Origin of the sequence: Aeromonas sp. SER (assembly GCF_038739615.1) — a bacterium.
Classification (GTDB): Bacteria; Pseudomonadota; Gammaproteobacteria; order Enterobacterales; family Aeromonadaceae; genus Aeromonas; species Aeromonas jandaei.
In genome coordinates this window covers 50,685-76,234 of record NZ_JBCGFC010000014.1, presented here as the reverse complement: position 1 = coordinate 76,234, position 25,550 = coordinate 50,685, and the positions used below count along the sequence as shown (strand labels likewise).

Here is a 25,550-nt window from a genome sequence, read left to right as displayed (position 1 = left end):
CACGGTCACTATCAATGGCTGTGATCTCTGCTCCCTTCTCCCACTCTTTGCCATAGATAAAGGGAGAAGGGTCGGGGATGAGGGGGAGCAAACCATCACAACAGAAGCCACCGACAAGCCGCAGAGCGTTAAAGAAAACAGAGAGAAGTAGAGTCGATTAGCGAAGCGTAATCGTCCACACCTCAATCCCGGTGGCGATGGACATAGAGAAGAGATCAGCTGGTGCACTAACAGAATAGCGGCAACCTGTTTTCGCGATCGTCTGATTACGCATCGATAATAAAACCTAATACCCTGACCTTTTTATCACATCGATCCTATGTGTAAAATGAATAATATTATAGAATTGACATCGCATGTTAAACAAACCAATAAAGAGTCCAAAATGAATATACTACCGACGCCCCCTACAGATAGCCTGTATAAATTTTCAGCCATTTCAGGAATGCTAATAATAATATTTAGTTTAGCTTGCTATGTTTATCTTACATTTCAGATATCTAACATGCAAAAAACGACAACTTTAATGGGCCAGGCACGACTTGCAGATAAGTCCATCAAAGAAATAGATTGCAGAATTAACGCTATAAAAGCAGGAAAGGTAGATGAGTGCCGATACAAAGAAATCAAAAAGGAAAATTTACAAGATGAGTTAGAGTTGTTGGAGATCATTAAGAAAAATGAGATTTCCACAATTCAGGAATATGATAAATTCAAAACATTATCACAACCACTAAGAGATAACATTGATTGGGTTTTTAATGGTGTAATATATTACATATTTATGTTTATAGAGTCTTTATCATGCGCCTTATTAGTTTTTGGGTTTTCCGGTTGGTATACAAACATTCAAAAGCCAACTAATGAGCTCACTTTGCTAGATTTAAAAATAAAACGTCTAGAACTAATTAAAATAGAGCATGAAGTTAAAAAAATCAGTAAACACTATCGATTTTCAGCAACCAGAAATTAATTCTTAAAAAACATAAATATCACACAAGAGGACAATGCAACATTAAGCAACGTCTTTAATTTAATCCTAGATTTATTCAGGCCATGAATTATATAGAATGTATCATTCCTGACATATCTAATTTTTCAATGGGAAAGTTAAAATAAGAAGGGCACTTTCGTGCCCTTCTATATTAATTACCCTTCCTGATTTTCCCCGGTTGCCGGTTCGGTTCCGGCGGCGGGTTCAATCTCGATACGATCGACACGCTGCAAACCGCGGGGCAACTTGGCGCCGCGGCGGCCGCGCTCGCCGCGGTAGTAGTCGAGATCAGAGGGTTTGAGGGTCAGCTTGCGCTTGCCGGCAAACAGAGTGACCGACTGGCCCTGCGGGATGACGGCAGCCATCACCACAAACTCCTCCCGCGCCTTGACGCGCGCCGAGGGGATGCTGATGAGCTTGTTGCCTTTGCCCTTGCCGAGCACCGGCAGGGTGTTCATCGGGAACAGCAGCATGCGCCCCTCGTTGGAGATGGCCATACAGAGATCGGTCTCCGGCGAGCCAATCTTCTGGGGCGCCATCACCAGACCCCCTTCCGGCACGGTGAGCAGCGCCTTGCCGTTCTTGTTCTTGCCGATGAGATCGTCATAGGTGCAGACAAAGCCGTAACCGGCGTCGCTGGCGATCAGATACGGCTCACCCTCGTTGCCCATCACCAGATGACGTACCTCTTCACCGGCGCCCAGTGCAAAGCGGCCGGTGAGCGGCTCGCCCTGACTGCGGGCGGAGGGCAGGGTGTGCGCCTCCAGCGAGTAGGTGCGACCAAAGTTCGACAGGAACACCGCCTGCTGGTTGCTGCGGCCAAAGGCGTGGGTCAGGTAGTTGTCCCCCGCCTTGTAGGAGAGCCCCTCGACATCCACATCGTGGCCCTTGGCGGCGCGCACCCACCCCTTGTCGGAGAGGATGACGGTGACCGGCTCGCTCGGCACCAGCTCTTTCTCGGTCAGCGCCACGGCAGTAGCACGCTCCACCAGCGGGGTGCGGCGATCGTCGCCGTACTTCTCGGCATCGGCCAGCAGCTCTTTTTTGAGCAGGGTGTTGAGACGGCGCTCGGAGCCCAGAATGAGCTCCAGCTTGTCGCGCTCTTCGGCCAGTTCGTTCTGTTCGGCGCGCAGCTTGAACTCTTCGAGCTTGGCCAGATGGCGCAGTTTCAGCTCGAGGATCGCTTCGGCCTGGGTCTCGGTAATGTTGAAGCGCTCCACCATCACCTTGCCCGGCTCATCCTCGGTACGGATGATCTCGATCACCTCGTCGATGTTGAGGTAGGCGATCAGCAAGCCTTCGAGGATGTGCAGGCGAGCCAGCACCTTGTCGAGGCGGAACTGCAGACGGCGACGCACGGTCTCGCGGCGGAACTGGATCCACTCGCTGAGGATGGTCTTGAGGCACTTCACCTGCGGCCGGTTGTCGAGGCCGAGAATGTTGAGGTTAACCCGGTAGTTCTTCTCCAGATCCGTAGTGGCGAACAGGTGGGCCATCAGCCCCTCTACATCCACCCGGTTGGAGCGCGGCACGATCACCAGACGGGTCGGGTTTTCGTGGTCCGATTCATCGCGCAGGTCGGTGACCATCGGCAGCTTTTTCGCCACCATCTGGGCGGCAATCTGCTCCATGATCTTGGCGCCGGAGGCCTGATGGGGCAGCGCGGTGATGACGATGTCGCCATCCTCCTCGCTCCAGACCGCCCGCTGCTTGATGGAGCCCTTGCCGGTCTCGTAGATTTTGCGGATGTCATCGCGCGGGGTGATGATCTCGGCGTTGGTCGGGTAGTCCGGCCCCTGAATGTGCTGCATCAACACATCGAGCCCCGCATTGGGGTTGTCGAGCAGCTCGGCGCAGGCGTAGGCCACTTCCCGCGCGTTGTGGGGCGGGATGTCGGTCGCCATCCCCACCGCGATACCGGTCACCCCGTTGAGCAGAATGTGCGGCAGGCGGGCGGGCAGCACCACCGGCTCCTTCATGGTGCCGTCGAAGTTCGGCGTCCACTCCACCGTGCCCTGACCAAGTTCCGAGAGCAGCAGCTCGGAGAAGCGCGACAAGCGCGCTTCGGTATAACGCATGGCGGCGAAGGATTTGGGATCATCCGGCGCCCCCCAGTTACCCTGACCGTCCACCAGCGGGTAGCGGTAGGAGAAGGGCTGGGCCATCAGCACCATGGCTTCATAACAGGCGCTGTCGCCGTGGGGGTGGTACTTACCCAGCACGTCACCCACGGTACGGGCGGATTTCTTGTGCTTGGAGAGCGCCGACAGACCCAGCTCGCTCATGGCGTAGATGATGCGCCGCTGCACCGGTTTGAGGCCGTCGCCGATATGCGGCAAGGCCCGATCCATGATGACGTACATGGAGTAGTTCAAGTAAGCCTGTTCGGTAAAGGTGCGCATTGGCTGGCGCTCTACCCCGTCCAGACTGAGCTCGATAGCATCACTCATGTGATTTTCTCTTTCGGTTCGGGAGCCGCCACAGGGCGACTCCGGCTAAATGCTTGCCGGCCCCGACAGGGCCGGCCGACGGCTTAGATGATGGCGAGGTTGCCCTTCTCTTCCAGCCATTCGCGGCGATCGCTCGCCCGCTTCTTGGCCAGCAGCATGTCCATCAGCTGCAGGGTCTCGTCAGCTGCATCCCCTTCACTCTCCCCTGCCGGATCCATGGTGAGCTGCACCAGACGGCGGGTGTTGGGATCCATGGTGGTTTCCCGCAGCTGTTTCGGGTTCATCTCACCCAAGCCCTTGAATCGGGTCACCATCACCTTGCCCTTCTTCTTCTCGGCTTCGACCCGCTGCAGCACACCGTTCTTCTCGTCCTCGTCGAGGGCGTAGTAGACCTCTTTACCGATATCGATCCGGTAAAGCGGCGGCATGGCGACATACACATGGCCCTTCTCCACCAGCGCACGGAAGTGTTTTACGAACAGGGCGCAGAGCAGGGTGGCGATATGCAGACCGTCCGAGTCCGCATCCGCGAGGATGCACACCTTGCCGTAGCGCAGGCCACTGAGGTCGTTGGAGTCGGGGTCAAGACCGATGGCGACCGAGATGTCGTGAACTTCTTGCGAGGCGAGCACCTGACCGGCCTCCACCTCCCAGGTGTTCAGGATCTTGCCGCGCAGCGGCATGATGGCCTGAAACTCGCGATCCCGCGCCTGCTTGGCACTGCCACCCGCGGAGTCACCCTCCACCAGGAACAGCTCCCCCTGCATGGGGTCGGCGCAGCCACAGTCGGTCAGCTTGCCGGGCAGCGCCGGGCCCTGGGTTATCTTCTTGCGCACCACCGTCTTGGCGGCACGCATCCGGCGCTGGGCGCTGGAGATGCAGAGCTCGGCGATCTGCTCCGCCAGCTCGGTGTTGCTGTTCAGGTAGAGGCTGAAGGCATCCTTCACCACACCAGAGACAAACGCCGAGCTCTGACGGGAGGAGAGGCGCTCCTTGGTCTGACCGGCGAACTGCGGATCCTGCATCTTGATGGAGAGGATGTAGGCACAGCGATCCCAGATATCTTCCGGAGTCAGCTTGACCCCGCGCGGCAACAGGTTGCGGAACTCGCAGAACTCGCGCATGGCGTCGAGCAGGCCCTGACGCAGACCGTTGACGTGAGTACCGCCCTGCGCAGTGGGAATGAGGTTCACATAGGATTCGGCGAGGCATTCGCCCCCTTCCGGCAACCAGCAGAGGGCCCAGTCCACCGCCGACTGTTCGGAACTGAACGAGCCGATAAAGGGCTGCTCCGGCAGGCAGGTGAACTGCTTGACCGCGTCGACCAGATAATCCTTGAGGCCATCTTCGTAGCACCACTCCAGCTTGATGCCGGTGTTCTTGTCGAGGAACTTGATGGTGAGGCCGGGGCAGAGCACGGCCTTGGCTTTGAGCAGGTGCTCCAGCTTGGTGACCGAGAATTTGGGCGAATCGAAGTAGCTCGCCTGCGGCCAGAAGCGCACCCGGGTGCCGGTGTTGCGACGACCGCAGGTGCCGGTGATGGTCAGCTCCTGCACCTTCTCGCCACGCTCGAAGGCGATGTCATAGACCTGGCCATCGCGACGCACCGTCACCTCGACCCGATCGGAGAGGGCGTTTACTACCGAAATACCCACCCCGTGCAGACCGCCGGAGAACTGGTAGTTCTTGTTGGAGAACTTGCCGCCCGCGTGCAGCTTGCAGAGGATCAGCTCCACCCCGCTGACACCCTCTTCCGGGTGAATATCGACCGGCATGCCGCGGCCGTCGTCGATCACTTCGAGGGACTGGTCTTCATGCAGGATCACCTCCAGATTGCGGGCGTGACCTGCCAGCGCTTCATCGACGCTGTTGTCGATGACCTCCTGGCCGAGGTGATTGGGCCGGGTGGTGTCGGTATACATGCCGGGGCGGCGACGCACCGGTTCAAGGCCATTGAGGACCTCAATGGCATCCGCATTGTATTGAGTAGACATGGAGGGCCTTGCGAATTGACGTTTGGGGAGAATCTTACTCGTTGGGAGGGTATTGGACAAACTTGGCTGCGGGAAAGGGTGATCCGGAGGGGATTGTGCCCCTCCGGAGGCTATTTCAGCTCCCCTCGGCAGGGCCCGGCAGCGCCTGTTGCAGCTGGGAGAGCGAGCTTTGCAGCCGCCACACCATGCCTGCCAGCTCTCGCGCCGTGCCATCGCCATGGTTGGCCAGCCCCTGACTGATCCGCTGCAGCTCGGCCAGCGTGCGGTCTAGGGAGGCGTGCTGCACCCCCTGCTCGGTGAGGATCCCCTTCAGGCTGCGGATACAGTTGTCACGCACCAGATAGAGAGGATGTTCGTCACCGCGCCACTGGCGCAGCTGCCAGACGATATGGCTGCAGTTGAGCAGCACCACGCCCCAGCGCAACACCCAGAGGCGGGCAGTCTGATCCTGACTCTGACCGAGCTGGCTGATGCAGTGGTAGATCAGCGACTCGAACTGGCTCTCGCTCTGGCGCGGGGCTGGCTCCAGTTGATCCATGAAGTGGCGGCGCAGGGAGCGGATAATCCGGCGGCTCTTGCGCCGATCCGAGCTGGGTCGCAGCAGCTGAAACGCCAGCGCGGCGCTCATCACCCCCAGCATCTGGGCGAGGCTGCTGTTGATGAACTGCTGATAGTCGTAACTGGGCGGATTGGTGATGGCGAGAAACGAGCCGAGCAGCACGATCATCTGGCCCCAGAGGCCCGCCTGCCGCACCTGCTGCTGTTTGCAGAGCTGCATGGTGAGCAGCGCCGGAAAGAGCAAGAGACAGAAGATCCAGAAGTCGTCGATGCGGATCATCAGGCTAAACTTGACCGCAAAGCAGATGAGGCTGAGCAGCAGGATCGCCCTGAGCATGGTGTTGGCCCCCTGGGCCGGGGCCGGGGTCGCCGAGTAGAGCACGCAGCAGATGGAGAGCATGGTGAGCGCCGAGCTGCCCGCATCCCACTGACTGTTGATCCAGAAGGTGCAGCCGAGCAGCACGCAGAGGAAGGTACGCCCGCCGTTATAGGCAGCCTCCAGCGTGTCGGTGTGGCTGGTGAGCGAAGAGTGGTGCGGCGGCGCCGGCCACTCCTGATCGTCGTAACGGGTCAACCGGTCAAGCCAGCGCTGACACTCCAGATAGCTCCAGCAGAAATGGCGCAGCCGCAGCAAAAAGGTGCGCAGTCGATAATCATGCTCGCTGGTCGGCATCAGGGGAGCCAACAACCTCGCGACCCGATACTTGTCGCACTCCGGCTTGCCAAGCTCGGTCAGCAGGGTGGCGAGCAGCGCCTGAATGCCCTCCGGTTGTTCCGGCCAGTTGTGCAGCATGCGCCGCTGGCTGGAGATAAGACTGATGAGCCGCAGCTGGCGATGGAGCAGGAAGTTGAGCAGCCGGTTCTGGCGCCGCAGCCGGTGATGGCTCCAGACCGCCTGTATGCGCAGCACGTTCATGGTGAGGATCTGGCCGATCAGCCCTTCGTGGGAGCTGCGAACCTCGGGCGTCATCTCCCCCAGCCAGAGTAGCTGGGCATGTTCCAGCAGGCGGGTCTGGCTCTTGCGCAGGGATTCCAGCAGAGTTTCGCTATCCGAGGTGCTGGGCAGGATCATCATCATCAGGCCACCGCAGAGGATGCCGATGATCACCTCGCTCACCCGCGCCTGGGCAATATCGAAGATATGGTGGGGATCCGCCACATTGACGCAGGAGAAGGCGATGATGGCGGCTGTGTAACCGCCGAGGGCGAAGGCGTAGGAGACGTTGTTCTGATAGTGGTTGGAGATGTAGGTGCACAAGCCCAGCCAGAGGGCGATAAGGAAGCTGAACAGCCAGGGATCGCTGATGCCAAGACCGGTGATCACCACCGCCGCCATCGCCCCCATCAGGCTGCCAACCACCCGCCCCAGACTCTTGCTGATCACCCCGCCCACGGTGGGAAAACTCACCACCGCGGCCGAGCTCATCGCCCAGTAGGGAGAGTCGAGCTGCAGCACGAAGGCCAGCCAGAGCGACAGGCACATGGCCAGGGCATTGCGCAGGGCATAACGCCACTGCCCCCCTGTCGCCCTCCCCCAGGGGGTACGCAGCCAGAACGACTCGCTCACCCTACTCGCCAATGGTAATGGTGCAGGTGGTACCGGCGATCAGCGTCACGTCCGCCGGCACATCCAGCAGCTTGATCCGCACCGGTACCCGCTGGGCCAGCCGTACCCAGGGCACGTTGGGTTTGACGTCGATCAGCAGACCGTTGCCGCCATCGACGCTCTGATCGTGGATGGCGCGTCCTATGCTCTCCACCTCGCCGCGCAACCGCTGTTCACCGCTGTAGAGCACCACTTCGGCCGGTTTGCCCGGCGCTATGTGGCCAAGCTTGGTCTCTTCAAAGTAACCCTGTACATAGAAGGAGTGAGTATCCACCAGCGCCACCAGCGGCACGCCGGCGCTGGCATAGTTGCCGACCCGGGTCTGCAGGTTGGTGATGTAGCCATCGCTCGCGGCATGCACCCGGGTCTTGGCCAGCGACCACTCCGCCTTCTCCAGATTGGCCTGTGCCACCTGATAGGCCGCCTGCATCGCCTGGGCATTGAGGCGCGCTTCGTCCATCGTCTCGGCTGAGATGACGCTGCGCGACAGGCCGCTACGGCGGTTCGCCTCGTGCTCGGCCTTGTCGAGATCCGATTTCGCCTTAGCCAGCGCCGCCCGGGCATTATCGAGGGCGATCCGGTAGGGCTCGGGGTCGAGCGTAAAGATCTCCTCCCCCGCCTTCACCAGCTGGTTGTCCTTCACCGCGATCTTGATGATCTTGCCCGACACCTCGGGGGTAATGCTGACCAGCTCGGCGCGCACCTTGCCATCCCGGGTCCAGGGCCCCTGCATGTAGTAGTTCCACAGCCACCAGCCCGCCGCCAGCGCCAGCGCACAGACCAGCAGGGTGGAGAAGTATTTGAGGGTCGCGAGAGGTGATTTAGCCATGTAACAGCATCCATAGAGCGCCGCTGACGGCGAGGATAAAGAGGGAGAGATCCATCAGCAAGGGGTGCCAGACATCCCCGCCATAGAGCCAGTCGCGCAGCAGATGGTGCACCGGCAGCCAGCAGAGCAGGCCGAGCAGCACCGCCTTGAACAGCGGCGGAAAGTAGAGAGAGGCGCCCAGTACCAGATCCGGCAGCGCAGAAGGAGTTGTCACAAACGTGCTCCCTGTTGGCAGTGAAGTTCAGAAGAGTTCGGCCATCCCCTGCCCCGGGCGAGGCAAAGTAAACAGGCCGCTAAAGATTAACACTGCCCCGCTGGGTGCAACAGGAACATATGAGCCCCTTTTGTTCAGACCTGTCGATCCGCTGGATGGTGCACGCCATCGCGCGTCGGCACCTCCCCCAGCTCGAACGGGTTCACGTTCTCAGATGTCAATCAAACAGGGTATCGCGCCGCCCCTGCAGCAAGTGCTCATGGAGGGTGCGCAACTGGGAGGCCACCACCCGATGGTGGGAGAGCGGGGGCAAGTCGTCGATGGGGAAGTAACCCGCCCCTTTGGTTTCATCGGTTTCGCCCAGCAGCTGGCCGCCGGTCACCTCGCACAGAAAGAAAGCCTTGTGGGCGTGAGGCAGCTGGGGTGGATGAGGATGTTTTAGCTTGTCGAACAGGGCCAGCAGTTGCACCGCACGGCACTCAAGGCCGGTCTCCTCCACCACTTCACGCACCACAGCATCCGCCAGCGAGTCGCCGATATCGCACCAGCCACCGGGCAGAGTCCAGCAGTCGTCGCTGTGCTCCTGTACCAGCAGGATATGGCCCGCATCGTTCTGAATGAAGGCCCGCACATCGAGCTTGGGGGTGGGATAACCGCTGTCGAGGGCAATCCAGTCGCTAATGGCTTCCGGCGCCAGCTCGCTCTGGTTGGCGATAAGGGCCACGGTGGCCGCTCGCAGCGCCTCGAAACGGCCGATATCGAAGGGATCTTTGGAGTAGGTGAGGCCCGCTTGCGCCGTGGCCAGTACCTGTTCCAGAAAGGCGGCCAACGGCGGTTGCATGATTAAAGCCCGAGGAAACGGATAATCTGGGCGGGGTAGCGCTCGAACGCCACGAAGGCGTGGTCGCCGCCGCACTCCAGCGAGAGGCGGGCAAAGCGGTATTCGTCCAGCGCCTTGCGGTAGTCGAGCACCTCGTCCTCCTGCTGTTGCAGCACCCAGAGCCGCTCGGGGGCAGCCACAGGTACCGCCAGCGCTCGCAGTTCGTCCATATGTTCAGGCAGCAGCTGGTACTGCTCCCCCGTATAGGGATTGGTCTGGGGGCCGAGGTAGTCACAAAGGAGCTCGTGGGGGCGCACCGCCGGATTGATCAGTGCCGCGTGGCAGCCGTACTGCTCGCTGACCCGGGTCGCCATAAAGCCGCCGAGGGAGCTGCCCACGGCGCCAAGCTTGAATTCGTTGCCATAACGGCTCTGCAGATCAGCGATGGTCTGCTCGATGGCCGCCCAGGCCGCCGCCGGGGTGTTGGGCTGGGCTGGGATCACCACCTCGATATCGGGTCTGTGCTCTGCCACCCAGGCAGCCATCTGCTGCGCCTTGGCTGAACCGGGCGAGGAGTTGAAACCGTGCAGGTAGAGGAGAACGGGCTTCATGACGACTCCTCAATAACCGGTGGCATTGGGGTCGGGCACAAACTGCCCCACCGGCAGACGCCACACCTGGCTGGCGATACGACCATCCGGGTAGAGGGTGAGGTAACGCCAGCCCGGGCCGGACTCGTCCAGCGCGAAACCATCAGAGAGGGGTTTGAACTGGATGCAGGTCGATGGGCTGGCAATCAGCCGCACGCCGCGGTGCACCTCGTCAAACTCCTGATGGACGTGGCCAAACAGGATGGTCTTCTGCTGCGGGTGACGCGCCAGCACGGCAAACAGATCGTCGGCATTCTTGAGATTGTGCTGATCCAGCCAGGCACAGCCCACCGGCACCGCCTGATGGTGCAGGGCGATGAGAGCGTGGCGATCCGGATACTGACGCAGGGCGCGGTCGAGTGCCTCCAGCTGGTGATCACCGATCATGCCGTGGGGTTTGCCACGAACCTGGGTGTCCAGCAGGATCACCTGCCAGTGGTCGCCCACCAGTTGCTTGGATTCGCTGATCCCGGCGGCATGGAGCTGCTCGGTCATCAGGGGACTGTCATCGTGGTTGCCGGGCAGCCAGTAGATGGGGCGGCCAAGAGGCGCCATCATGGAGGCGAAGCGCTGATAGGACTCCGGGCTGTGATCCTGCGACAGGTCGCCGGTCGCCAGAATCACCTCGTAGGGATGGTCGTTGGCCTGCACCCGCTCCAGCACCGCAGCCAGACTCTCGGCGGTGCGCACAGCCAGCAGCCGACCCTCGGCACTGGCAAAAAGATGGGTATCAGTAATTTGCAACAGGCGCACACTGCCGTCCTGCGCCTGGGGGAGCTCTGTTTCCAAAATCACGCTTCTTTATATTTGTTCAACTGGAGATATTGATCGGGCTGGTACCATGTCTGAGACAAAATTTTAGCCACTCGGCCAGAAACAGATTTACCTGCTCCTTTTCATCCCGCTGGTGCATCTTTTTATTGGGATAATCATAACGTGGTTGCAAACGGGAAATCTGTTGCGCTGCACACACTTCCGCCATCCGCACATCATGATACAAACGAATCTCTATTTGAGCCTGTAAATATTCGGGCAATTCGGGGTTGTGCTGACTCAAAAGAACCTGAGTTGTGAAGCGGCTCTCACCACAAATGGTGAGCTGGAACTGCAGATCGTTGCCGACCCGATAGCGGCGCTCGGCTCCCACCTCCCCTTCCGGAGGCAACAGCTTCATCAGCGCCATATAGTTGACCTCGCAGGTACGCTGCAAGGACATCAGATCAGGCACATAGCGCCTGCTCTGTTGCAGGGTCAGTGCCACCTCAGCGATCCGCCAGCCAGCGGGCACGCAGCTCGCCATGGTTGAGGGCCAGCCACTGCAGGGCAATGACCGAGGCGGCGTTGTCGATGCGCCCCTCTTTAAGCCAGGCGTAGGCCTGCTCGCGGCTCACCACGTGCACCCGGATATCCTCACCCTCATCAGCCAGGCCGTGCAGACCACTCGCCTTGCTGGCATCCACCTCGCCCACATAGACCTCGATCCGCTCGGTGCTGCCGCCCGGGCTCACCAGATAGCTGATGGCATGTTCGCAGCGGGCAACCTCGATCCCGGCCTCTTCCACCGCTTCGCGGCGCACCACCGCCTCGGCGGTTTCCCCTTCATCGATGATGCCGGCTACCAGCTCCAGCAGCCAGGGGGTGGAACAGGTCTCCATGGCACCGATACGGAACTGCTCCACCAGCACGATCTCGTCGCGCACCGGATCGTAGGGCAGCAACGCGGCCGCATGACCCCGCTCGAACAGCTCGCGGACGATGGGCTGATTCCAGCCACCTGCAAATAACCTGTGCTGCAGGCGATAGACGTTCACCTTGAAGAAGCCGTTATATCCAGCTGATTTTTCAATGATTTTCACATCATCAGCGGCATAGTGCCGATCTTGTGGCAAGGGTTGCTGCGACATCCGGGGCTCCCGTCAGCTTGACTTGTATCAGTTTGACCATAAAATCCGAGGAACATGAATGAACGTTCATTCACTCGGCGTACCATGGCAATGAGGGGTGGATTTTAGCAGCCACAGACCATTTGGCTAGGCGCGCGGGGAGAAAACTGCCGCTGGTTCTTGACGTTCCCGTTACCGGACCGAAGACTCTTAGCATTAAATTTTGCTTATAGTAGAGTGATTAAGCTGCAATCAAGCTTGGTTGATGACAATATTTGCCCTCTCCAGCAACCGTTTTGGGTTACTACATAAGGTTAAAACGATCTATGAAAAGAACACTTTTGTCCGTCATGGTGTTGCTGGGCGTCAGTGCCGGTGCCCACGCCGAAAACCTGCTCGATATCTACCAGCAAGCACAGATCAAAGATCCGCAGTTGCTGCAATCCAAAGCGGTTCGCGACCAGGCCTTCGAGAAGATCAACGAATCTCGCGCTGCGCTCTTGCCCCAAATCAACCTGGGTGCCGGTCTGAACTACCTGCAGAACAAGAATGATACCCAGACCAACAACAAAGCCTCCGGTTCTATTTCTCTGGATCAATCCATCTATCGTCGCAGCAACTGGGTCAATCTGGATCTGACCGAGAAGGGCGCGACCCAGTCCGATGTCGCCTACAACCTCGAAGTCCAGAACCTGATGGTGCGCAGCGCCACCGCCTATTTCAACGTGCTCAAGGCGATGGATACCCTGGAATTTGTTCGCGCCAACAAGGTTGCCGTGGAGCGTCAGCTGGAACAAACCCAGCAGCGTTTTGAGGTGGGTCTGACCGCCATCACCGACGTCCATGAAGCCGAAGCCTCCCGCGACCAGGCGCTGGCTGACGAGATCAATGCCGAGAACACCCTGGACAACAGCTACGAAGCCCTGCGCGAGCTGACCGGCGTCGATCACCGCAATCTGGATATCCTCAACACCGAGCGTTTCAGCCCGCAGAAGACCGCCTTCGGTTCTGACAAGTGGCTGGAGCTGGCGCTGGACAAGAACCTGCAACTGCACAATGCCCGCATCGCCAAGGACATCGCCAAGCAGCAGATCGATCTGGCCAAGACCGGCCACGAACCGACTCTGGATCTGGGTGCCGGCCTGCAAACCAGCAATACCGACTACAAGCTGGACAACATTCCGGGTGGCAACGACAACCAGGCCAATATCGGTCTGACCTTCAAACTGCCGCTCTACAGCGGTGGCGCCACCACTTCCCAGGTGAAGCAGGCCCAGTTCAACTACGTGGCAGCCAGCGAGCTGCTGGAGAAGAACTTCCGCTCGGTGCAGAGCACAGTGCGTTCCTCCTACAACAACGTGAACGCCAGCATCGGCTCGGTACGCGCCTACAGCCAGTCCGTGGTCTCCGCCGACAGCGCCCTGAAGGCAACCGAGGCCGGTTACGAGGTGGGTACCCGCACCATCGTCGACGTGCTGGACTCTACCCGCAAGCTCTACGAAGCGAAGCAGAAGCTCTCCGAGGCCCGTTACAACTACATCCTCAATATCCTGAGCCTGAAGCAGGCTGCCGGTGTGCTGGAAGCGCAGGATCTGGTGGAAGTGAACCAGGGTCTGATGCCGGCTACCGCAAAAGCCAAAACCAAAGCCTGATAACCGTTATCGGGAATGAAAAAGGCGACCGCAAGGTCGCCTTTTTGTTATCCGTGTTGCTGTCGGCGTGCTCCCGCCGATAGTGAGCCCCGCCAGATTACGGGGCCAGCAGCGCGTTAGCCGCGCTCGCGAATCGTCTTGATGATGTCGGTAGTGGAGCAGCCATCTTCAAAGTTGAGGACGCGCACTTCGCCGCCATTGGCAGTCACTTCGGCGTAACCGGCAATATCTTCCGGCTTGTAGTCACCGCCCTTGACCAGCAGGTCAGGCAGGATCTCGGCGATCAGTCGCTGCGGGGTATCTTCACCGAACGGCACAACCCAATCCACCGCACCCAGTGCTGCCAGTACGGCCATGCGACGCTCGGTCGGGTTGACCGGACGACCCGGCCCTTTCAGACGGCGAACCGACTCGTCGGTGTTGACCGCCACGATCAGGCGATCCCCCAGCTTGCCGGCGTTGGCCAGATAGGAGACATGGCCGGCATGCAGGATGTCGAAGCAGCCGTTGGTCATCACCACTTTCTCGCCGCGCAGACGGGCTGCACGAACTGCCACTTTCAGCTGGGCTTCGGACATCACGCCAAAGCCGGTCTCCTGCTCGGTGTAGAGAGCGTTGGCCAGCTCGACCGGACTGACGGTAGAGGTACCCAGCTTGCCGACCACGATCCCGGCGGCGGTATTGGCCAGCGCGCAGGCTTCGTCCAGGCTCTTGCCAGCGGCCAGCGAGGTAGCCAGAGTGGAGATCACGGTATCACCGGCACCGGTCACATCGTAAACCTCGTGGGCCTGAGCCGGCAGATGCAGCTCCGGCTGGCCTTCGCGGATCAGGGTCATGCCGTTCTCGGAACGGGTGACCAGCAGGGCATCCAGCTCGAAGCGCTTGACCAGATCCAGCCCCTTGGCGACCAGCTCCTCCTCGCTCTTCACCTTGCCCACTACAGCCTCGAACTCGGACATGTTGGGGGTCAGCAGGGTGGCGCCGCGGTACTTCTCGAAGTCGGTCCCCTTGGGGTCGACCAGCACCGGAATACCGGTGGCACGGGCACGCTGGATCATGCCGGGCACATCGTTGAGAGCACCCTTGCCGTAGTCGGAGAGGATCATCACGTCGCTATTCGGCAGCGCCTGCTCGACCTTGCTCATCAGCAGGGTGGCATCGACGGCGTGGAAGGGCTCTTCAAAGTCCAGACGCAGCAGCTGCTGGTTGCGTGACAGCACCCGCAGCTTGGTAATAGTCGGGAAATCGGCCAGACGAACGAAGTCACAGGCAACCTTGACACCAGCCATCTGACCAGCCAGAGCATCGGCAGCCTCATCCTGACCGGTCAGGCCAAGCAGCACGGCATGAGCGCCAAGGGCGGCGGAGTTGAGGGCCACGTTGGCGGCACCGCCCGGACGCTCCTCAATGTGTTCAACCTTGACCACGGGCACCGGTGCCTCGGGCGAGATCCGGCCGGTGGGGCCATGCCAATAACGGTCCAACATGACATCGCCAACGACCAGGACGCGGGCTTTTTCAAACTCGGGCAGGGTGATCTTCATCTGTATCGACTCTCAAAACCTGAAAAATCAGTCGCCGATTTTATCACACTCTTTTATTTGAGGGAGAAAAAGCAAACCTGTGGTTGCCATTAAGAACGCGGCAGGAAACCCATAGTTACTCTTCGCGCCACACGGACAAGATGCAAGCAGCCCCTCTGACCAGCAGATAGCCATTCGCCCCCGCCCCCCCTTTTCGGCTAGAATCCCCCGATTGTTTTCGCAAGCAAAGAGATTCTCCATGGCCCATGACAACGCTCCCCACCTCGAGCCCCGCCTGTTTCATCCCCGTTACTGGGCCAGCTGGTTTGGCCTCGGCCTGCTCTGGCTGCTGACTCTGCTGCCGTGGCGCAGCCAGATGTGGCTGGGTCGCCAGCTCGGTCATCTTGCCGCCAAAGTGCTCAAATCACGGGTGAAGATTGCCCGTCGCAATCTGGAGCTGGCGATGCCGGAGCTGACTCTGGCCGAGCGCGAGAAGTTGCTCAAGCAAAACTTCGAGAGCGTGGGCTGCGCCGTATTCGAGGTGGGTATCGCCTGGTTCTGGCCGGACTGGCGGATGCGCAACCTGATGAAGGTGGAAGGGGAAGAGCATGTCATTGCCGCCATGGAAAAAGGTCAGGGCATGCTGTTGCTCTCCTGCCACTTCCTGACGCTTGAACTCAACGCCCGCTGTTTCGGTCTGGTACGGCCAGGGGTCGGGGTTTATCGCCCCAACACCAACCCGGTGCTGGAGTATGCCCAGTATCACGGTCGCTGCGCCTCCAACAAATATCTGGTAGACCGGATGGACGTGAAGGGGATGATCAAGGCGCTGCGCAACGGTGACGCCCTCTGGTACGCGCCGGATCACGACTATGGCTCCCACGCCAGCGTGTTCGTGCCCTACTTCGCGGTGGAGCAGGCGGCCACCATCACCGGCACCGCCACTCTGGCGCGGGTGAAGAACACCGTTACCCTGCCCTGCTACAACATCCGCACCCGCGAGGGTTACACCCTGCATATCGGGGCGCCCCTCGCCGACTACCCGAGCGGGGATGACATGGTCGATGCGGCTCGCGCCAACCGCGAGATTGAAGCCGCGGTGCGCAAGGCACCTGAGCAGTATATGTGGCTCCATCGCCGCTTCAAGACCCGCCCCTCCCCCGAGGATGCAAGCTTCTACTAAGCGGTAACACCCCCGACTGGGGCCAGATCGCCAAAACCGACAAACCGCCTGCTGGCGGTTTGTTTTTTCCCGCTGTCAGCCCTGTGCGGCAAGCAAGATCCCCCAGCATCAACCGCACCATAACCTCCTGCACGACCTCCTGCAATCTGCCGATCATCTCCATCAACCGGCCACAAAAGAGCCCTCATCACTGCCTGCAAAAACTGAAAGCGGGTTACAAATCTATTGATTCATTGGTGAGTAAAGAGAGATTTCGATAGATCCATCGTCACTACCCGCTGATGAGTTATTGAGTGATTTGCCCCATTCGAATACAAAAACTGAATTTGTGAAGTGAATCACCTTTACGCAAAGGCACGGCAAAGCCCACTTGGTGATCTGAATCACAAAAAATAGTCATTAAAAACAGAAAAGATCGAAATGTAGCCGAATTACAGCGAACGAATGTGATCTTCATCACTGGTTGGAGAGGGGGTATGACGGGGTATCTGAGAGATGGATCACAAGACACCCCGTTTTCAGCCTAATTTGATCGCAAGCTGGTAGATTGAAGTTGCTTAGACGACAGGGATGGAGGTTCGGCAAAACCGGCCATCCCGAACTACCACTTTTAATCAAACAGGCTTAAAACGGGGTCCCGACATGTTATCACCGGATACCAAAGTCAAGATACAGAATTTTGGACGCTTCCTGTCCAATATGGTTATGCCCAACATAGGCGCCTTCATCGCCTGGGGCTTTATTACCGCCCTCTTCATCCCCACCGGCTGGCTGCCGAGCGAAACCTTGGCCAAGCTGGTCGGTCCCATGATCACCTACCTGCTGCCGCTGCTGATTGGCTACACCGGCGGCAAGCTGATGGGCGGTGAGCGTGGCGGCGTGGTTGGTGCCATCACCACCATGGGCGTCATCGTGGGCACCGACATCCCGATGTTCATGGGTGCCATGATGGTCGGCCCGCTCGGTGGCTGGGCCATCAAGCGTTTCGACAAGGCGATGGACGGTCGCGTCAAGAGCGGCTTCGAGATGCTGGTCAACAACTTCTCTGCCGGTCTTATCGGCATGCTGCTGGCAATCCTCGCCTTCTTCGTGATCGGCCCCTTCGTCAAGGTGCTCTCCGGCGTACTGGCCGGTGGCGTCGGCTTCCTGGTGGATAACCACATGCTGCCGCTCACCTCCATCTTTGTCGAACCGGCCAAGATCCTGTTCCTCAACAACGCCATCAACCACGGCATCTTCTCGCCGCTGGGGATCCAGCAGGCGACCGAGCACGGCAGCTCTATCTTCTTCCTGATCGAAGCGAACCCGGGCCCGGGCATGGGCGTGCTGCTGGCCTACATGGTGTTCGGCCGCGGCGCCGCCAAGCAGTCCGCTGCCGGTGCCTCCATCATTCACTTCTTCGGCGGCATCCACGAGATCTACTTCCCGTACGTGCTGATGAACCCGCGCCTCATTCTGGCTGTGATCGCCGGCGGCATGACCGGGGTCTTTACCCTGACCCTGTTCAATGCCGGTCTGGTCTCCCCCGCCTCACCGGGTTCCATCTTCGCCGTGTTGTTGATGACGCCGAAAGCCTCCCTGATCGGGGTCGCCCTCTCCATCATCAGCGCCACTCTGGTCTCCTTCCTGGTCGCCGCCGTGTTCGTCCGCGCCCAGCAGCCGGAAGCCGATGAGGCCGATGCCCTCGGTGAAGCCACCCGCAAGATGAAAGCCATGAAGGGCGGCAAGCCCGAAACCGCAGTGGCCAAGAAGCCGGGCGGCGAACTGATGGCGGTGCGCAATATTGTGGTCGCCTGCGATGCGGGCATGGGTTCCAGCGCCATGGGCGCCGGCATGCTGCGCAAGCGGGTACAGGCCGCCGGGCTCGATATCAGCGTCACCAACCGCGCCATCGATCAGCTCGACGATCAGGTGGACTGGGTCATCACCCACAAGGATCTGACCGAGCGGGCCCGTCGCCATGCGCCGCATGCCCACCATATTTCACTGACCAATTTCCTCGACAACGGCCTCTATCAGGAGCTGGTACAGAGCCTGACTCAGGCCGCCAACGACGATGTCGCCAACCCGCAGCTGCTGGTGGCGGCCAACGACGACAGCTATGAGCCGCAAGCGGCCGAAGTCTTTACCCTGAGCCGTCATGACGTGCATCTGGGACTGAAAGCCGACAACAAGGAGGCCGCCATCCTGACCGCAGGCCGACTGCTGGCGGAGCGCGGTTACGTAGCGCCCGACTACGTCAACGCCATGCTGGAGCGCGAACAGCTGGTCTCTACCTACCTCGGCGAATCCATCGCCGTGCCCCACGGCACCATCGCCGCCAAGGAGTTTGTGAAACGTACCGGCATCGTCATCTGCCAGTACCCGACCGGGGTCGCCTTTGGTGAGGCTGCCGATGAGGTGGCGCGGCTGGTGATCGGTATCGCCGCTCGCAACGACGAACACATGCAGGTAATAACCCGCCTGACCAATGCACTGGATGAACCCGGTCTCATCGACCGGCTGGCCAGCACCACGGATCCCCAGGCCTTCCTGGATCTGCTGGGTGCCGAACAGGCTGCGTAATCATCTTTCATCGTCTTTGGTTCAAGAGGTTAATATCATGAAAACATTGCATTTTGGTGCTGGTAACATAGGTCGCGGCTTTATCGGTAAAGTGCTGGCGGATGCCAGCCATCAGGTCACCTTCGCCGACGTCAACGACACCCTGATCGATCAGCTCAACCACCGTCAGGAGTACAAGGTCCATGTGGTGGGGGCGGATCAGAAGCTGGACGTGGTGCGCAACGTGGCAGCGGTGAGCTCCGCCGGTCACGAGGTGATCGCCCGTATCATCACCGCCGATCTGGTCACTACTGCGGTCGGCCCCAACATTCTGGACAAGATTGCCAGCATCCTGGCCAAGGGGCTGCAGGCCCGCTTCGATGCCGGCAACCTGACACCGCTCAATGTCATCGCCTGCGAAAACATGGTGCGCGGTACCAGCCACCTCAAGCGGGAGGTACTCAAGTACCTGCCGGTCGCGTATCATGCCACGCTCGAATCCTGCATCGGCTTCGTCGACTCGGCGGTGGATCGCATCGTGCCGCCCGCCGCGGCTGCCAACGATGACCCGCTGGAAGTGACGGTCGAGAGCTTCAGCGAGTGGATCGTCGACCAGACTCAGTTCAAGGGGGAGCTGCCACAGGTGGCGGGCATGGAGCCCACCGACAACCTGATGGCCTTCGTCGAGCGCAAGCTGTTCACCCTCAACACCGGCCACATCGTCACCGCCTACCTCGGCAAGCTGCGGGGCTATCGCACAGTGCGCGAGGCAATCGAGGATCCGGTGATCCGCAGCAAGGTGCGCCGCGCCATGGAGGAGAGCGGTGCAGTGCTGGTAAAACGCTACGGCTTCGACCCGCGCCTGCACGCCGCCTACATCGAGAAGATCCTGGCCCGCTTCGCCAACCCCTATCTGGTGGACGAGATTGACCGGGTCGGCCGTCAGCCGCTGCGCAAGCTGGCGGCGGGGGATCGGCTGGTGAAACCGCTGCTCGGCACCCTGGAGTACGGCCTGCCCAACGAGCAGTTGCAGGAGGGGATCGCCGCGGCTCTCCACTATCGCAATGCCGATGATCCGCAGGCGGTCGAGCTGCAACAGCTGCTGGCGGAGCTTGGCCCGGCCAAAGCGTTGGCCCGCATCACTGGACTGGCTGCAGAGAGCGAAATCGTCCGCACCATAGTGGCTCGTTACGAGACCTTGTAATACCCTGCTGGCGGCGCATGACCGGATGCTCCAATTGATTGAATCGCAAGGAAATGCGCCCCATATGATAAAAACCGGGAGAGAGGCTGACTCTCTCCCTGTCAGCTGGACCAAATGCACCTATGACCACACACCAGGAAGATGAAGTACTGGAACGACTGAACGAGCAGGATGGCCCTCGCGGCTTCTTTCTCGAAGCCGTGACCATCCTGGAAGAAGCGGTCGACTCCCTGATGCGACGCGCCTTTCGTCAGGAGGAGTATGCCGTCAAATACGCCATCGAACCCCTGCTCAACCAGAGCGGCCCCCTCGGCCAGCTGGAGGTGCGCCTCAAGCTCATCTTCGCCCTCGGCCTCATCTCCCTCGAGCGCTATCAGGATCTGGAAGCCTATCTCAAGATCCGCGACTTTCTGGTGCGCGACCCCAAGGATTACCGCTTCAGCGACAAGCCGATCCGCGATCTGCTCGACCGCCTGCACGGGGTCAATCAGGGCGGCATGATGAAGCTGGAGCCCCCCGCCAGCGAAGAGGATTGGGCCTTCTACCAGATGCAGCTCAACCGGCTCGATCAGATGGTGCGCTCCGCCCTGGTACTGGCGCTGGCCGACTGTGTCGGCGAGCTCCACAAGGAGAGCCCCATCTAATCCGGCCACATGAAATGACATGACCGCCTGCTGGCGGTCTTTTTCTGCGCCTCCCTTGCCACCGCGTCTTGCCCCACCCTCTGGCAGATGTCACTCTGACTCATCACCCCCTCGCCTGTACGGTGGCCCCAGCAGTCACCACAGCTCTCATCCGGAGGAATCGCACACCATGAGCGACCAGAGCGCCAACCCGCTGATCGCCCCGCTGCTGGCCCTGCTGCAACGGGCCGATGGCAGCTACAAGGTGCACGAGCTGATGGCGGCACTGCGCCTGCAGGGGACAATTCCGCTACTGGCTGACGATGAGCAACTACAGCTGTTTCGGCTCAACTTCCTCATCATGAACGCCCTCTACCAACTGCAGGCCGAGCTTTATGAGGAGGGTTGGTGCCTGGTGATAAGCACGCTGGATATCCGCCTCGAACCGCTTGGTGCCGTTGCTGATACTGGCAGCGCACTCGCCCGAGGCGAGGCGCTGCGCAGCTACTACCTCGACTGGCAGGTGTTCTGGCAAACCGGTAGGGAGGAGGTGGAGGCACTGCTTGCAAGCTTCTGGCGCGCCTGCGATGGTGTGGGACAACGAGAGGAGGCGCTGGCCCTGTTCGGGCTGGCGATGGATGCCACGCCAGAGGCCATCCGCCGCCGCTGGCGGGAACTGGCCCTTGCGCATCACCCGGATCGGGGGGGCGATGCCGAGACCTTTATTCGCATCCGCTGGGGCTGGGAGTGCCTGCGCGGATGATCCGGTTGCCCCCTGCAGGGTGACAGGCATAGACTGAAACCGGATATCCCCTCACAGGAGAGCATCATGACAGTCAGTGAACTTCGTAAGCTCTATCAGCAACATATCCTGCAAGAAGCCGAAATCCTCCACGACGTTGCCATTCCCGGCTGGCTCATCGAATTTCGTGACAAAAAGGGCACCCTGTATGAACTGACCGATACCCTCGGCTGCCCGGTCAGCTTCGGCACGGTCGATCAGGCGCGCGAACATGTACATCTGGTGGCGGACTGTCCGGTGCAGGTGGAGCACCTCTACCGTTTCTTCGAACGCTAACCCGTTCCATCGTTAAAAAGGCTCCCGAGAGAGCCTTTTCTATTCCGGTTATTCCGGTTGCAACGGTTCCGGCGCTTTGGACTCCAGCTTTCTGACCGGCTTTTGCAGGATCAGGTTGGCCGGATAGGTGACCAGATCGCCGTTGTCATCGCGCACCCGCACATAGAAGAGACCAATCTCGGTGATGACCCCGGTGACCGAATCATCCTTGTCGAGGATGCGGATCCGGTCGCCAATCTTGTAGGGAAAGGCGAAGAAGATGGTGATGCTGGCGGTGATGTTGGAGAGGATCGACCACTGCGCCACCATGGCCACGCCCAATACCGCGAAGAAGGAGGAGGCGAGCACCACCAGCCGCGAGAAGTCGAGCCCCCACACCCCGGCCAGTACCAGCAGGGTGGCGCAGCCGAGCAGAAAGTGGAAAACGTGGGCCACGTAAATGACCCTGTTCTCGCTTACCTGCCGGCTCTGGCCAAGGGCCATCAGGCTCTTGTGGATGAGTCGCCGGATCAGGGTGTGACCCAGCAACAGCAGCAGGGTCAAACCGATGGATTGCCACATGGTTCGCTCCTCCCTACCACCAGCGTCGATGTTTGAGCCAGAACGCCAGCCCCACCGCCATCACCACCAGAGATCCGCAGAAGACCCAGAAGGCGGTCGGGCTCTCGGCCCCCGGCATTCCACCCAGGTTGATGCCAAACAGGCCGGTCAGGAAGCTGGCGGGCAGAAACAGCAGCGCCATCACCGACATCTGGTAGGCACGGCGGTTGGTCGCCTCCGCCATCAGGTTGTTGATTTCGTCCGCCAGCACGGCGGTGCGCGCCACCCCGGCATCGAGGTCGTCGAGCCAGCGCCGCAAACGGTCGGCGATGTCGAGCAGACGACGGCGGTCATCCTCATCCAGCCAGCTGATCTTCTCGTTGGCGAGGCGCGCCACCAGATCCCGCTGGGGCGAGAGGTAGCGGCGGATCATGATGAGCTGCTTGCGGATCAGCGCCAGTCGGCCATTGGCCGGCATGTCGCGCATCAGCACCATCTCTTCCAGTTCGAGGATCTGGTCGTGCAGCTCCTCGACAAATTCGCCGGCGCGATCGGTCAGGGCATCGCAGATCTCCACCAGCCAGTCAGCCGGGCTATCTGCGCCGCCGCCCAGCTTGAGCTGGTTGAAGACATCCTGTTCGGAGAGCAGCGGCCGGCGTCGGCTGCTAATGATGAGATCCGGGGTGATGTAGATGCGCAGCGCCACCATCTCTTCCGGTCGGTGCTCCTTGTTGCGGTTGATGCCGCGCAGGATCAGCAGCACTGTCTCCCCCATCCGGACCAGCTTGGGTCGATTGCTCTGGCCGAGCAGCGACTCTTTTGCAGCCTCGTTGAGTAGCGGCGTCTGCAGCAGCCAGCGTGCCGCCTCCGGATTGCCGTAGTCCAGATGCAGCCAGCCCGGCTGCTGCTCCGGAATCTCGCTTCCCGCCGCCAGCGGCGTCATGCCGCCCTTGCCATCCAGGGTCAGGGCATAAATTACATCACTGGGCACCCGATCCATCTCGTCTCCTTCTCGTGTCACATGCAGCCCCCAGCTTACACGAAAGGCGGAGCCGACTCAGCCCCGAGCCAGCCTCGGGGGGATTGTGCTACCATGCGCGCTGCCATTTTGTCGTCCATTTGACTACAGGAAACCATGCCATGCCTATCTGGGTTGATGCCGATGCCTGCCCCATTCCGGTCAAGGAGATCCTCTACCGCGCCGCCCACCGCGCTCAGGTGGTAACCACCCTGGTGGCCAATCAGGGACTGCGGGTGCCCCCCTCGCCTTTCATCAAAACCCAGCAGGTGGAGAAAGGCTTCGATGTGGCAGATCATGTCATCGCCCAGCAGGTCAAACCCGGCGACCTGGTGATCACCGGCGACATCCCTCTCGCCTCTTGGGTGATCGATGCCGGCGGCGAGGCACTCAATCCCCGCGGCGAGATCTACACCCGCGAGACCATCAAGGCGCGTCTTGGCATGCGCAACTTCATGGAAGAGCTGCGTTCGGCCGGAGTACAAACCGGCGGCCCAGCCCCCTTCAACGCCGCCGACAAGCAGCGTTTTGCCAATGCCCTCGACAAGTGGCTGGTCAAGGGCAAGCTGGACTAAACACAGCCCCGGTACAAGCCGGGGAAAATATCCTCCCCCCTCTTAACGTTGTCTTAAGTCTTGATGCCTAACCTTGTCGCTGTTGCAACATCAACCGCAAGGAGCAAGCAATGAAACTGACCCCCCTGTTGTTACTGATCCCCCTGTTGAGCGGCGCAGCCCTGGCCGATCCCCAATGTACCCGGACCGACAAGAGCAAATGGCTGAGCGAGGCCGATGCCCAGCAGCAGATCAAGGCGATGGGCTACGACATCAAGAAGTTCAAGGTCACCAAGACCAACTGCTACGAGATCTACGGCTGGGACAAGGAGAGGCGCAAAGTCGAAATCTACTTTGATCCGACCGACCTGAAGAAAGTGAAGGAAGAGATCGACGAATAGCGCAGTAACGGGCCGCGCTGGCGGCCCCTCCATGGAGTCTTGCCATGACAACCTCATCTGAAGTGAAAGTGTGGGATCCCCTCATCCGGCTGTTTCACTGGGCCACCGTCACCCTCTGCCTGCTCAACTTCTTCGTGCTGGAAGAGGGGAGCAAGCCCCACCGCTACGTCGGTTATACCCTGGCCCTCCTGCTGCTGGTGAGAGTGGTATGGGGCTTTGCCGGCTCCTACTACGCCCGCTTCGGCCAGTGGTGGCCGACCCCGGGCAAGGTGCGAAGCTACCTCCAGCAGCTGCTAAAAGGCCGTCACCCCTACTATCTGGGCCACAACCCGATGGGAGCCCTGATGATCTGGCTGCTGATCCTGCTGCTGGTGAGCACCATCACCACCGGCTGGCTCACCACCTGGGATGCCTTCTGGGGTGAAGATTGGCTGGAAGAGCTGCACGGCACCATCGCCAACACCCTGCTGGCAGCCGTCGGCGTTCATGCCGCCGTAGTGATCCTGACCGACCGCCTCACTCGCAGCGACCTGCTGCGTGCCATGATAGTGGGCAAAAAACGGGTGCCTGCCGACGCCAGAGTGGAAGACCCGCGCAACGATTGAGCGGGTCGACCCGCCAGCCCCGCTTTTTTGCTGCAACGGGCTGCAACACTGGTAAGATGCGCCGCCATTTTCCCATGTTGTAGCCACCATGACCGCCCAAGGGCACCTGCTCTTCTCCGTTACCTGTACCCTGATCGCCCACAAACTGCAGCTGACACCGGCCCTGGCCGATGCCAGCCTGTGGCAGAGCATCCCGATCGCGCTGGCCAGCGCCCTGCTGCCGGATCTCGACCACCCCAAGTCGCTGCTGGGGCAGCAACTGCCGTGGATCTCCAAACCCCTGTCGCGCCTCTTTGGCCATCGCGGCTTCACCCACAGCCTGCTGGCGGTCGCAGCAGCCATCTGGGGGCTCAACCAGCAGCTGCCGCCCGATACCTTGCCGCTCGGGGTCAAGGATGCCCTGATCGTCGGCTACTTGAGTCATCTGCTGGGGGACTGGCTCACCCCGGCGGGCATTCCGCTCTTCTGGCCCATCAAGCGCCGCTACCGCCTGCCGGGCTGGCCGCTCAAAAGCGGTGGCGCCATCGAGACCGGCTTTTGCACCCTCACCCTGCTGGTCGCGGGCTGGTGGTGTGGCTGGCACCTGTAAGCCAGAAACAAAAAAGGCCCCTGACCGAAATCAGGGGC

At 60.2% G+C, this 25,550-nt stretch carries 25 protein-coding genes; 12 read left to right on the top strand and 13 right to left on the bottom strand.

Annotation, left to right across the window (positions count from 1 at the left end):
• The first annotated feature begins 385 nt into the window (after window positions 1-385).
• Entirely contained in the window at window positions 386-973 is a 588-nt protein-coding gene (locus AAHA41_RS18380) for a hypothetical protein (protein ID WP_042032648.1), read from the top strand.
• A 176-nt stretch (window positions 974-1,149) separates the two neighbouring features.
• Here the strand turns inward: AAHA41_RS18380 and parC are convergent, their stop codons facing one another.
• The 10 genes from parC to nudF all read right to left on the bottom strand — a co-directional run bounded on the left by parC (window position 1,150) and on the right by nudF (window position 12,019).
• On the bottom strand, window positions 1,150-3,444 hold the full coding sequence (gene parC, locus AAHA41_RS18375; RefSeq protein ID WP_323071297.1) for a DNA topoisomerase IV subunit A: 2,295 nt from the start codon (window positions 3,442-3,444) through the stop codon (window positions 1,150-1,152).
• Window positions 3,445-3,527: 83 nt separating this feature from the next.
• Window positions 3,528-5,438, bottom strand: a complete 1,911-nt coding sequence (parE, locus tag AAHA41_RS18370; protein WP_042032652.1) for a DNA topoisomerase IV subunit B — start codon at window positions 5,436-5,438, stop codon at window positions 3,528-3,530.
• 115 nt (window positions 5,439-5,553) lie between these two features.
• Window positions 5,554-7,563: an FUSC family protein gene (locus tag AAHA41_RS18365; RefSeq protein WP_323071295.1), complete on the bottom strand. Its 2,010-nt coding sequence runs from the start codon at window positions 7,561-7,563 to the stop codon at window positions 5,554-5,556.
• 1 nt (window position 7,564) lies between these two features.
• Window positions 7,565-8,431: an HlyD family secretion protein gene (locus tag AAHA41_RS18360; RefSeq protein ID WP_005343109.1), complete on the bottom strand. Its 867-nt coding sequence runs from the start codon at window positions 8,429-8,431 to the stop codon at window positions 7,565-7,567.
• Entirely contained in the window at window positions 8,424-8,666 is a 243-nt protein-coding gene (locus AAHA41_RS18355; RefSeq protein ID WP_033113020.1) for a DUF1656 domain-containing protein, read from the bottom strand. Before AAHA41_RS18355 ends, AAHA41_RS18360 begins: the two co-directional genes overlap by 8 nt.
• 196 nt (window positions 8,667-8,862) lie before the next feature.
• Window positions 8,863-9,486 carry an NUDIX hydrolase gene (locus AAHA41_RS18350; protein WP_323071293.1) on the bottom strand — a complete coding sequence of 208 codons (624 nt, stop codon included), beginning with the start codon at window positions 9,484-9,486 and terminating at the stop codon, window positions 8,863-8,865.
• A gap of 2 nt (window positions 9,487-9,488) precedes the next feature.
• Window positions 9,489-10,076 carry a YqiA/YcfP family alpha/beta fold hydrolase gene (locus AAHA41_RS18345; protein ID WP_182926283.1) on the bottom strand — a complete coding sequence of 196 codons (588 nt, stop codon included), beginning with the start codon at window positions 10,074-10,076 and terminating at the stop codon, window positions 9,489-9,491.
• 9 nt (window positions 10,077-10,085) lie between these two features.
• Window positions 10,086-10,904, bottom strand: coding sequence for a 3',5'-cyclic-AMP phosphodiesterase (cpdA, locus tag AAHA41_RS18340; RefSeq protein WP_033113016.1), 819 nt, complete (start codon window positions 10,902-10,904; stop codon window positions 10,086-10,088).
• A 22-nt stretch (window positions 10,905-10,926) separates the two neighbouring features.
• Entirely contained in the window at window positions 10,927-11,376 is a 450-nt protein-coding gene (locus AAHA41_RS18335; protein ID WP_041209316.1) for a DUF1249 domain-containing protein, read from the bottom strand.
• A 1-nt stretch (window position 11,377) separates the two neighbouring features.
• On the bottom strand, window positions 11,378-12,019 hold the full coding sequence (gene nudF / locus AAHA41_RS18330) for an ADP-ribose diphosphatase (protein WP_042032663.1): 642 nt from the start codon (window positions 12,017-12,019) through the stop codon (window positions 11,378-11,380).
• 305 nt (window positions 12,020-12,324) lie between these two features.
• On the opposite strand from nudF, the gene tolC reads away from it, so the two are divergent.
• Complete coding sequence (gene tolC, locus AAHA41_RS18325; RefSeq protein WP_162516874.1) at window positions 12,325-13,650, top strand: outer membrane channel protein TolC; 1,326 nt, start codon at window positions 12,325-12,327, stop codon at window positions 13,648-13,650.
• Between the two features lie 116 nt (window positions 13,651-13,766).
• Here tolC and hldE read toward each other — a convergent pair whose 3' ends face one another.
• Window positions 13,767-15,194, bottom strand: a complete 1,428-nt coding sequence (gene hldE, locus AAHA41_RS18320; protein ID WP_323071286.1) for a bifunctional D-glycero-beta-D-manno-heptose-7-phosphate kinase/D-glycero-beta-D-manno-heptose 1-phosphate adenylyltransferase HldE — start codon at window positions 15,192-15,194, stop codon at window positions 13,767-13,769.
• 238 nt (window positions 15,195-15,432) lie between these two features.
• On the opposite strand from hldE, the gene lpxL reads away from it, so the two are divergent.
• The 6 genes from lpxL (at window position 15,433) to AAHA41_RS18290 (ending at window position 21,805) form a co-directional block, all read left to right on the top strand.
• A complete protein-coding gene (lpxL, locus tag AAHA41_RS18315) occupies window positions 15,433-16,356 on the top strand; it encodes an LpxL/LpxP family Kdo(2)-lipid IV(A) lauroyl/palmitoleoyl acyltransferase (protein ID WP_323071381.1) in 924 nt (307 codons plus the stop codon).
• 642 nt (window positions 16,357-16,998) lie between these two features.
• The gene (locus AAHA41_RS18310) at window positions 16,999-18,921 is read left to right on the top strand and encodes a PTS mannitol transporter subunit IICBA (RefSeq protein WP_323071383.1); all 1,923 of its coding nucleotides are present in this window, start codon (window positions 16,999-17,001) and stop codon (window positions 18,919-18,921) included.
• Between the two features lie 37 nt (window positions 18,922-18,958).
• Window positions 18,959-20,104: a mannitol-1-phosphate 5-dehydrogenase gene (locus AAHA41_RS18305; protein ID WP_323071385.1), complete on the top strand. Its 1,146-nt coding sequence runs from the start codon at window positions 18,959-18,961 to the stop codon at window positions 20,102-20,104.
• 122 nt (window positions 20,105-20,226) lie between these two features.
• Window positions 20,227-20,748, top strand: a complete 522-nt coding sequence (locus AAHA41_RS18300) for an MltR family transcriptional regulator (RefSeq protein WP_005354914.1) — start codon at window positions 20,227-20,229, stop codon at window positions 20,746-20,748.
• Window positions 20,749-20,917: 169 nt separating this feature from the next.
• Window positions 20,918-21,490 carry a DNA-J related domain-containing protein gene (locus tag AAHA41_RS18295; protein WP_323071387.1) on the top strand — a complete coding sequence of 191 codons (573 nt, stop codon included), beginning with the start codon at window positions 20,918-20,920 and terminating at the stop codon, window positions 21,488-21,490.
• Window positions 21,491-21,556: 66 nt separating this feature from the next.
• A complete protein-coding gene (locus tag AAHA41_RS18290; RefSeq protein ID WP_033113006.1) occupies window positions 21,557-21,805 on the top strand; it encodes a hypothetical protein in 249 nt (82 codons plus the stop codon).
• Between the two features lie 48 nt (window positions 21,806-21,853).
• Here the strand turns inward: AAHA41_RS18290 and AAHA41_RS18285 are convergent, their stop codons facing one another.
• Complete coding sequence (locus AAHA41_RS18285; RefSeq protein WP_043849638.1) at window positions 21,854-22,366, bottom strand: mechanosensitive ion channel domain-containing protein; 513 nt, start codon at window positions 22,364-22,366, stop codon at window positions 21,854-21,856.
• 13 nt (window positions 22,367-22,379) lie between these two features.
• The gene (gene zntB, locus AAHA41_RS18280; RefSeq protein ID WP_323071389.1) at window positions 22,380-23,345 is read right to left on the bottom strand and encodes a zinc transporter ZntB; all 966 of its coding nucleotides are present in this window, start codon (window positions 23,343-23,345) and stop codon (window positions 22,380-22,382) included.
• A 140-nt stretch (window positions 23,346-23,485) separates the two neighbouring features.
• Here zntB and AAHA41_RS18275 point away from each other — a divergent pair, with 140 nt between their 5' ends.
• From AAHA41_RS18275 to AAHA41_RS18260, 4 genes are all read left to right on the top strand, one after another.
• The gene (locus AAHA41_RS18275; RefSeq protein WP_041209271.1) at window positions 23,486-23,938 is read left to right on the top strand and encodes a YaiI/YqxD family protein; all 453 of its coding nucleotides are present in this window, start codon (window positions 23,486-23,488) and stop codon (window positions 23,936-23,938) included.
• Window positions 23,939-24,048: 110 nt separating this feature from the next.
• On the top strand, window positions 24,049-24,318 hold the full coding sequence (locus AAHA41_RS18270; RefSeq protein ID WP_323071392.1) for a PepSY domain-containing protein: 270 nt from the start codon (window positions 24,049-24,051) through the stop codon (window positions 24,316-24,318).
• 44 nt (window positions 24,319-24,362) lie between these two features.
• The gene (locus AAHA41_RS18265; RefSeq protein ID WP_108570505.1) at window positions 24,363-24,923 is read left to right on the top strand and encodes a cytochrome b/b6 domain-containing protein; all 561 of its coding nucleotides are present in this window, start codon (window positions 24,363-24,365) and stop codon (window positions 24,921-24,923) included.
• 88 nt (window positions 24,924-25,011) lie between these two features.
• A complete protein-coding gene (locus AAHA41_RS18260; RefSeq protein WP_323071394.1) occupies window positions 25,012-25,512 on the top strand; it encodes a metal-dependent hydrolase in 501 nt (166 codons plus the stop codon).
• The last annotated feature ends 38 nt before the right edge of the window (window positions 25,513-25,550 follow it).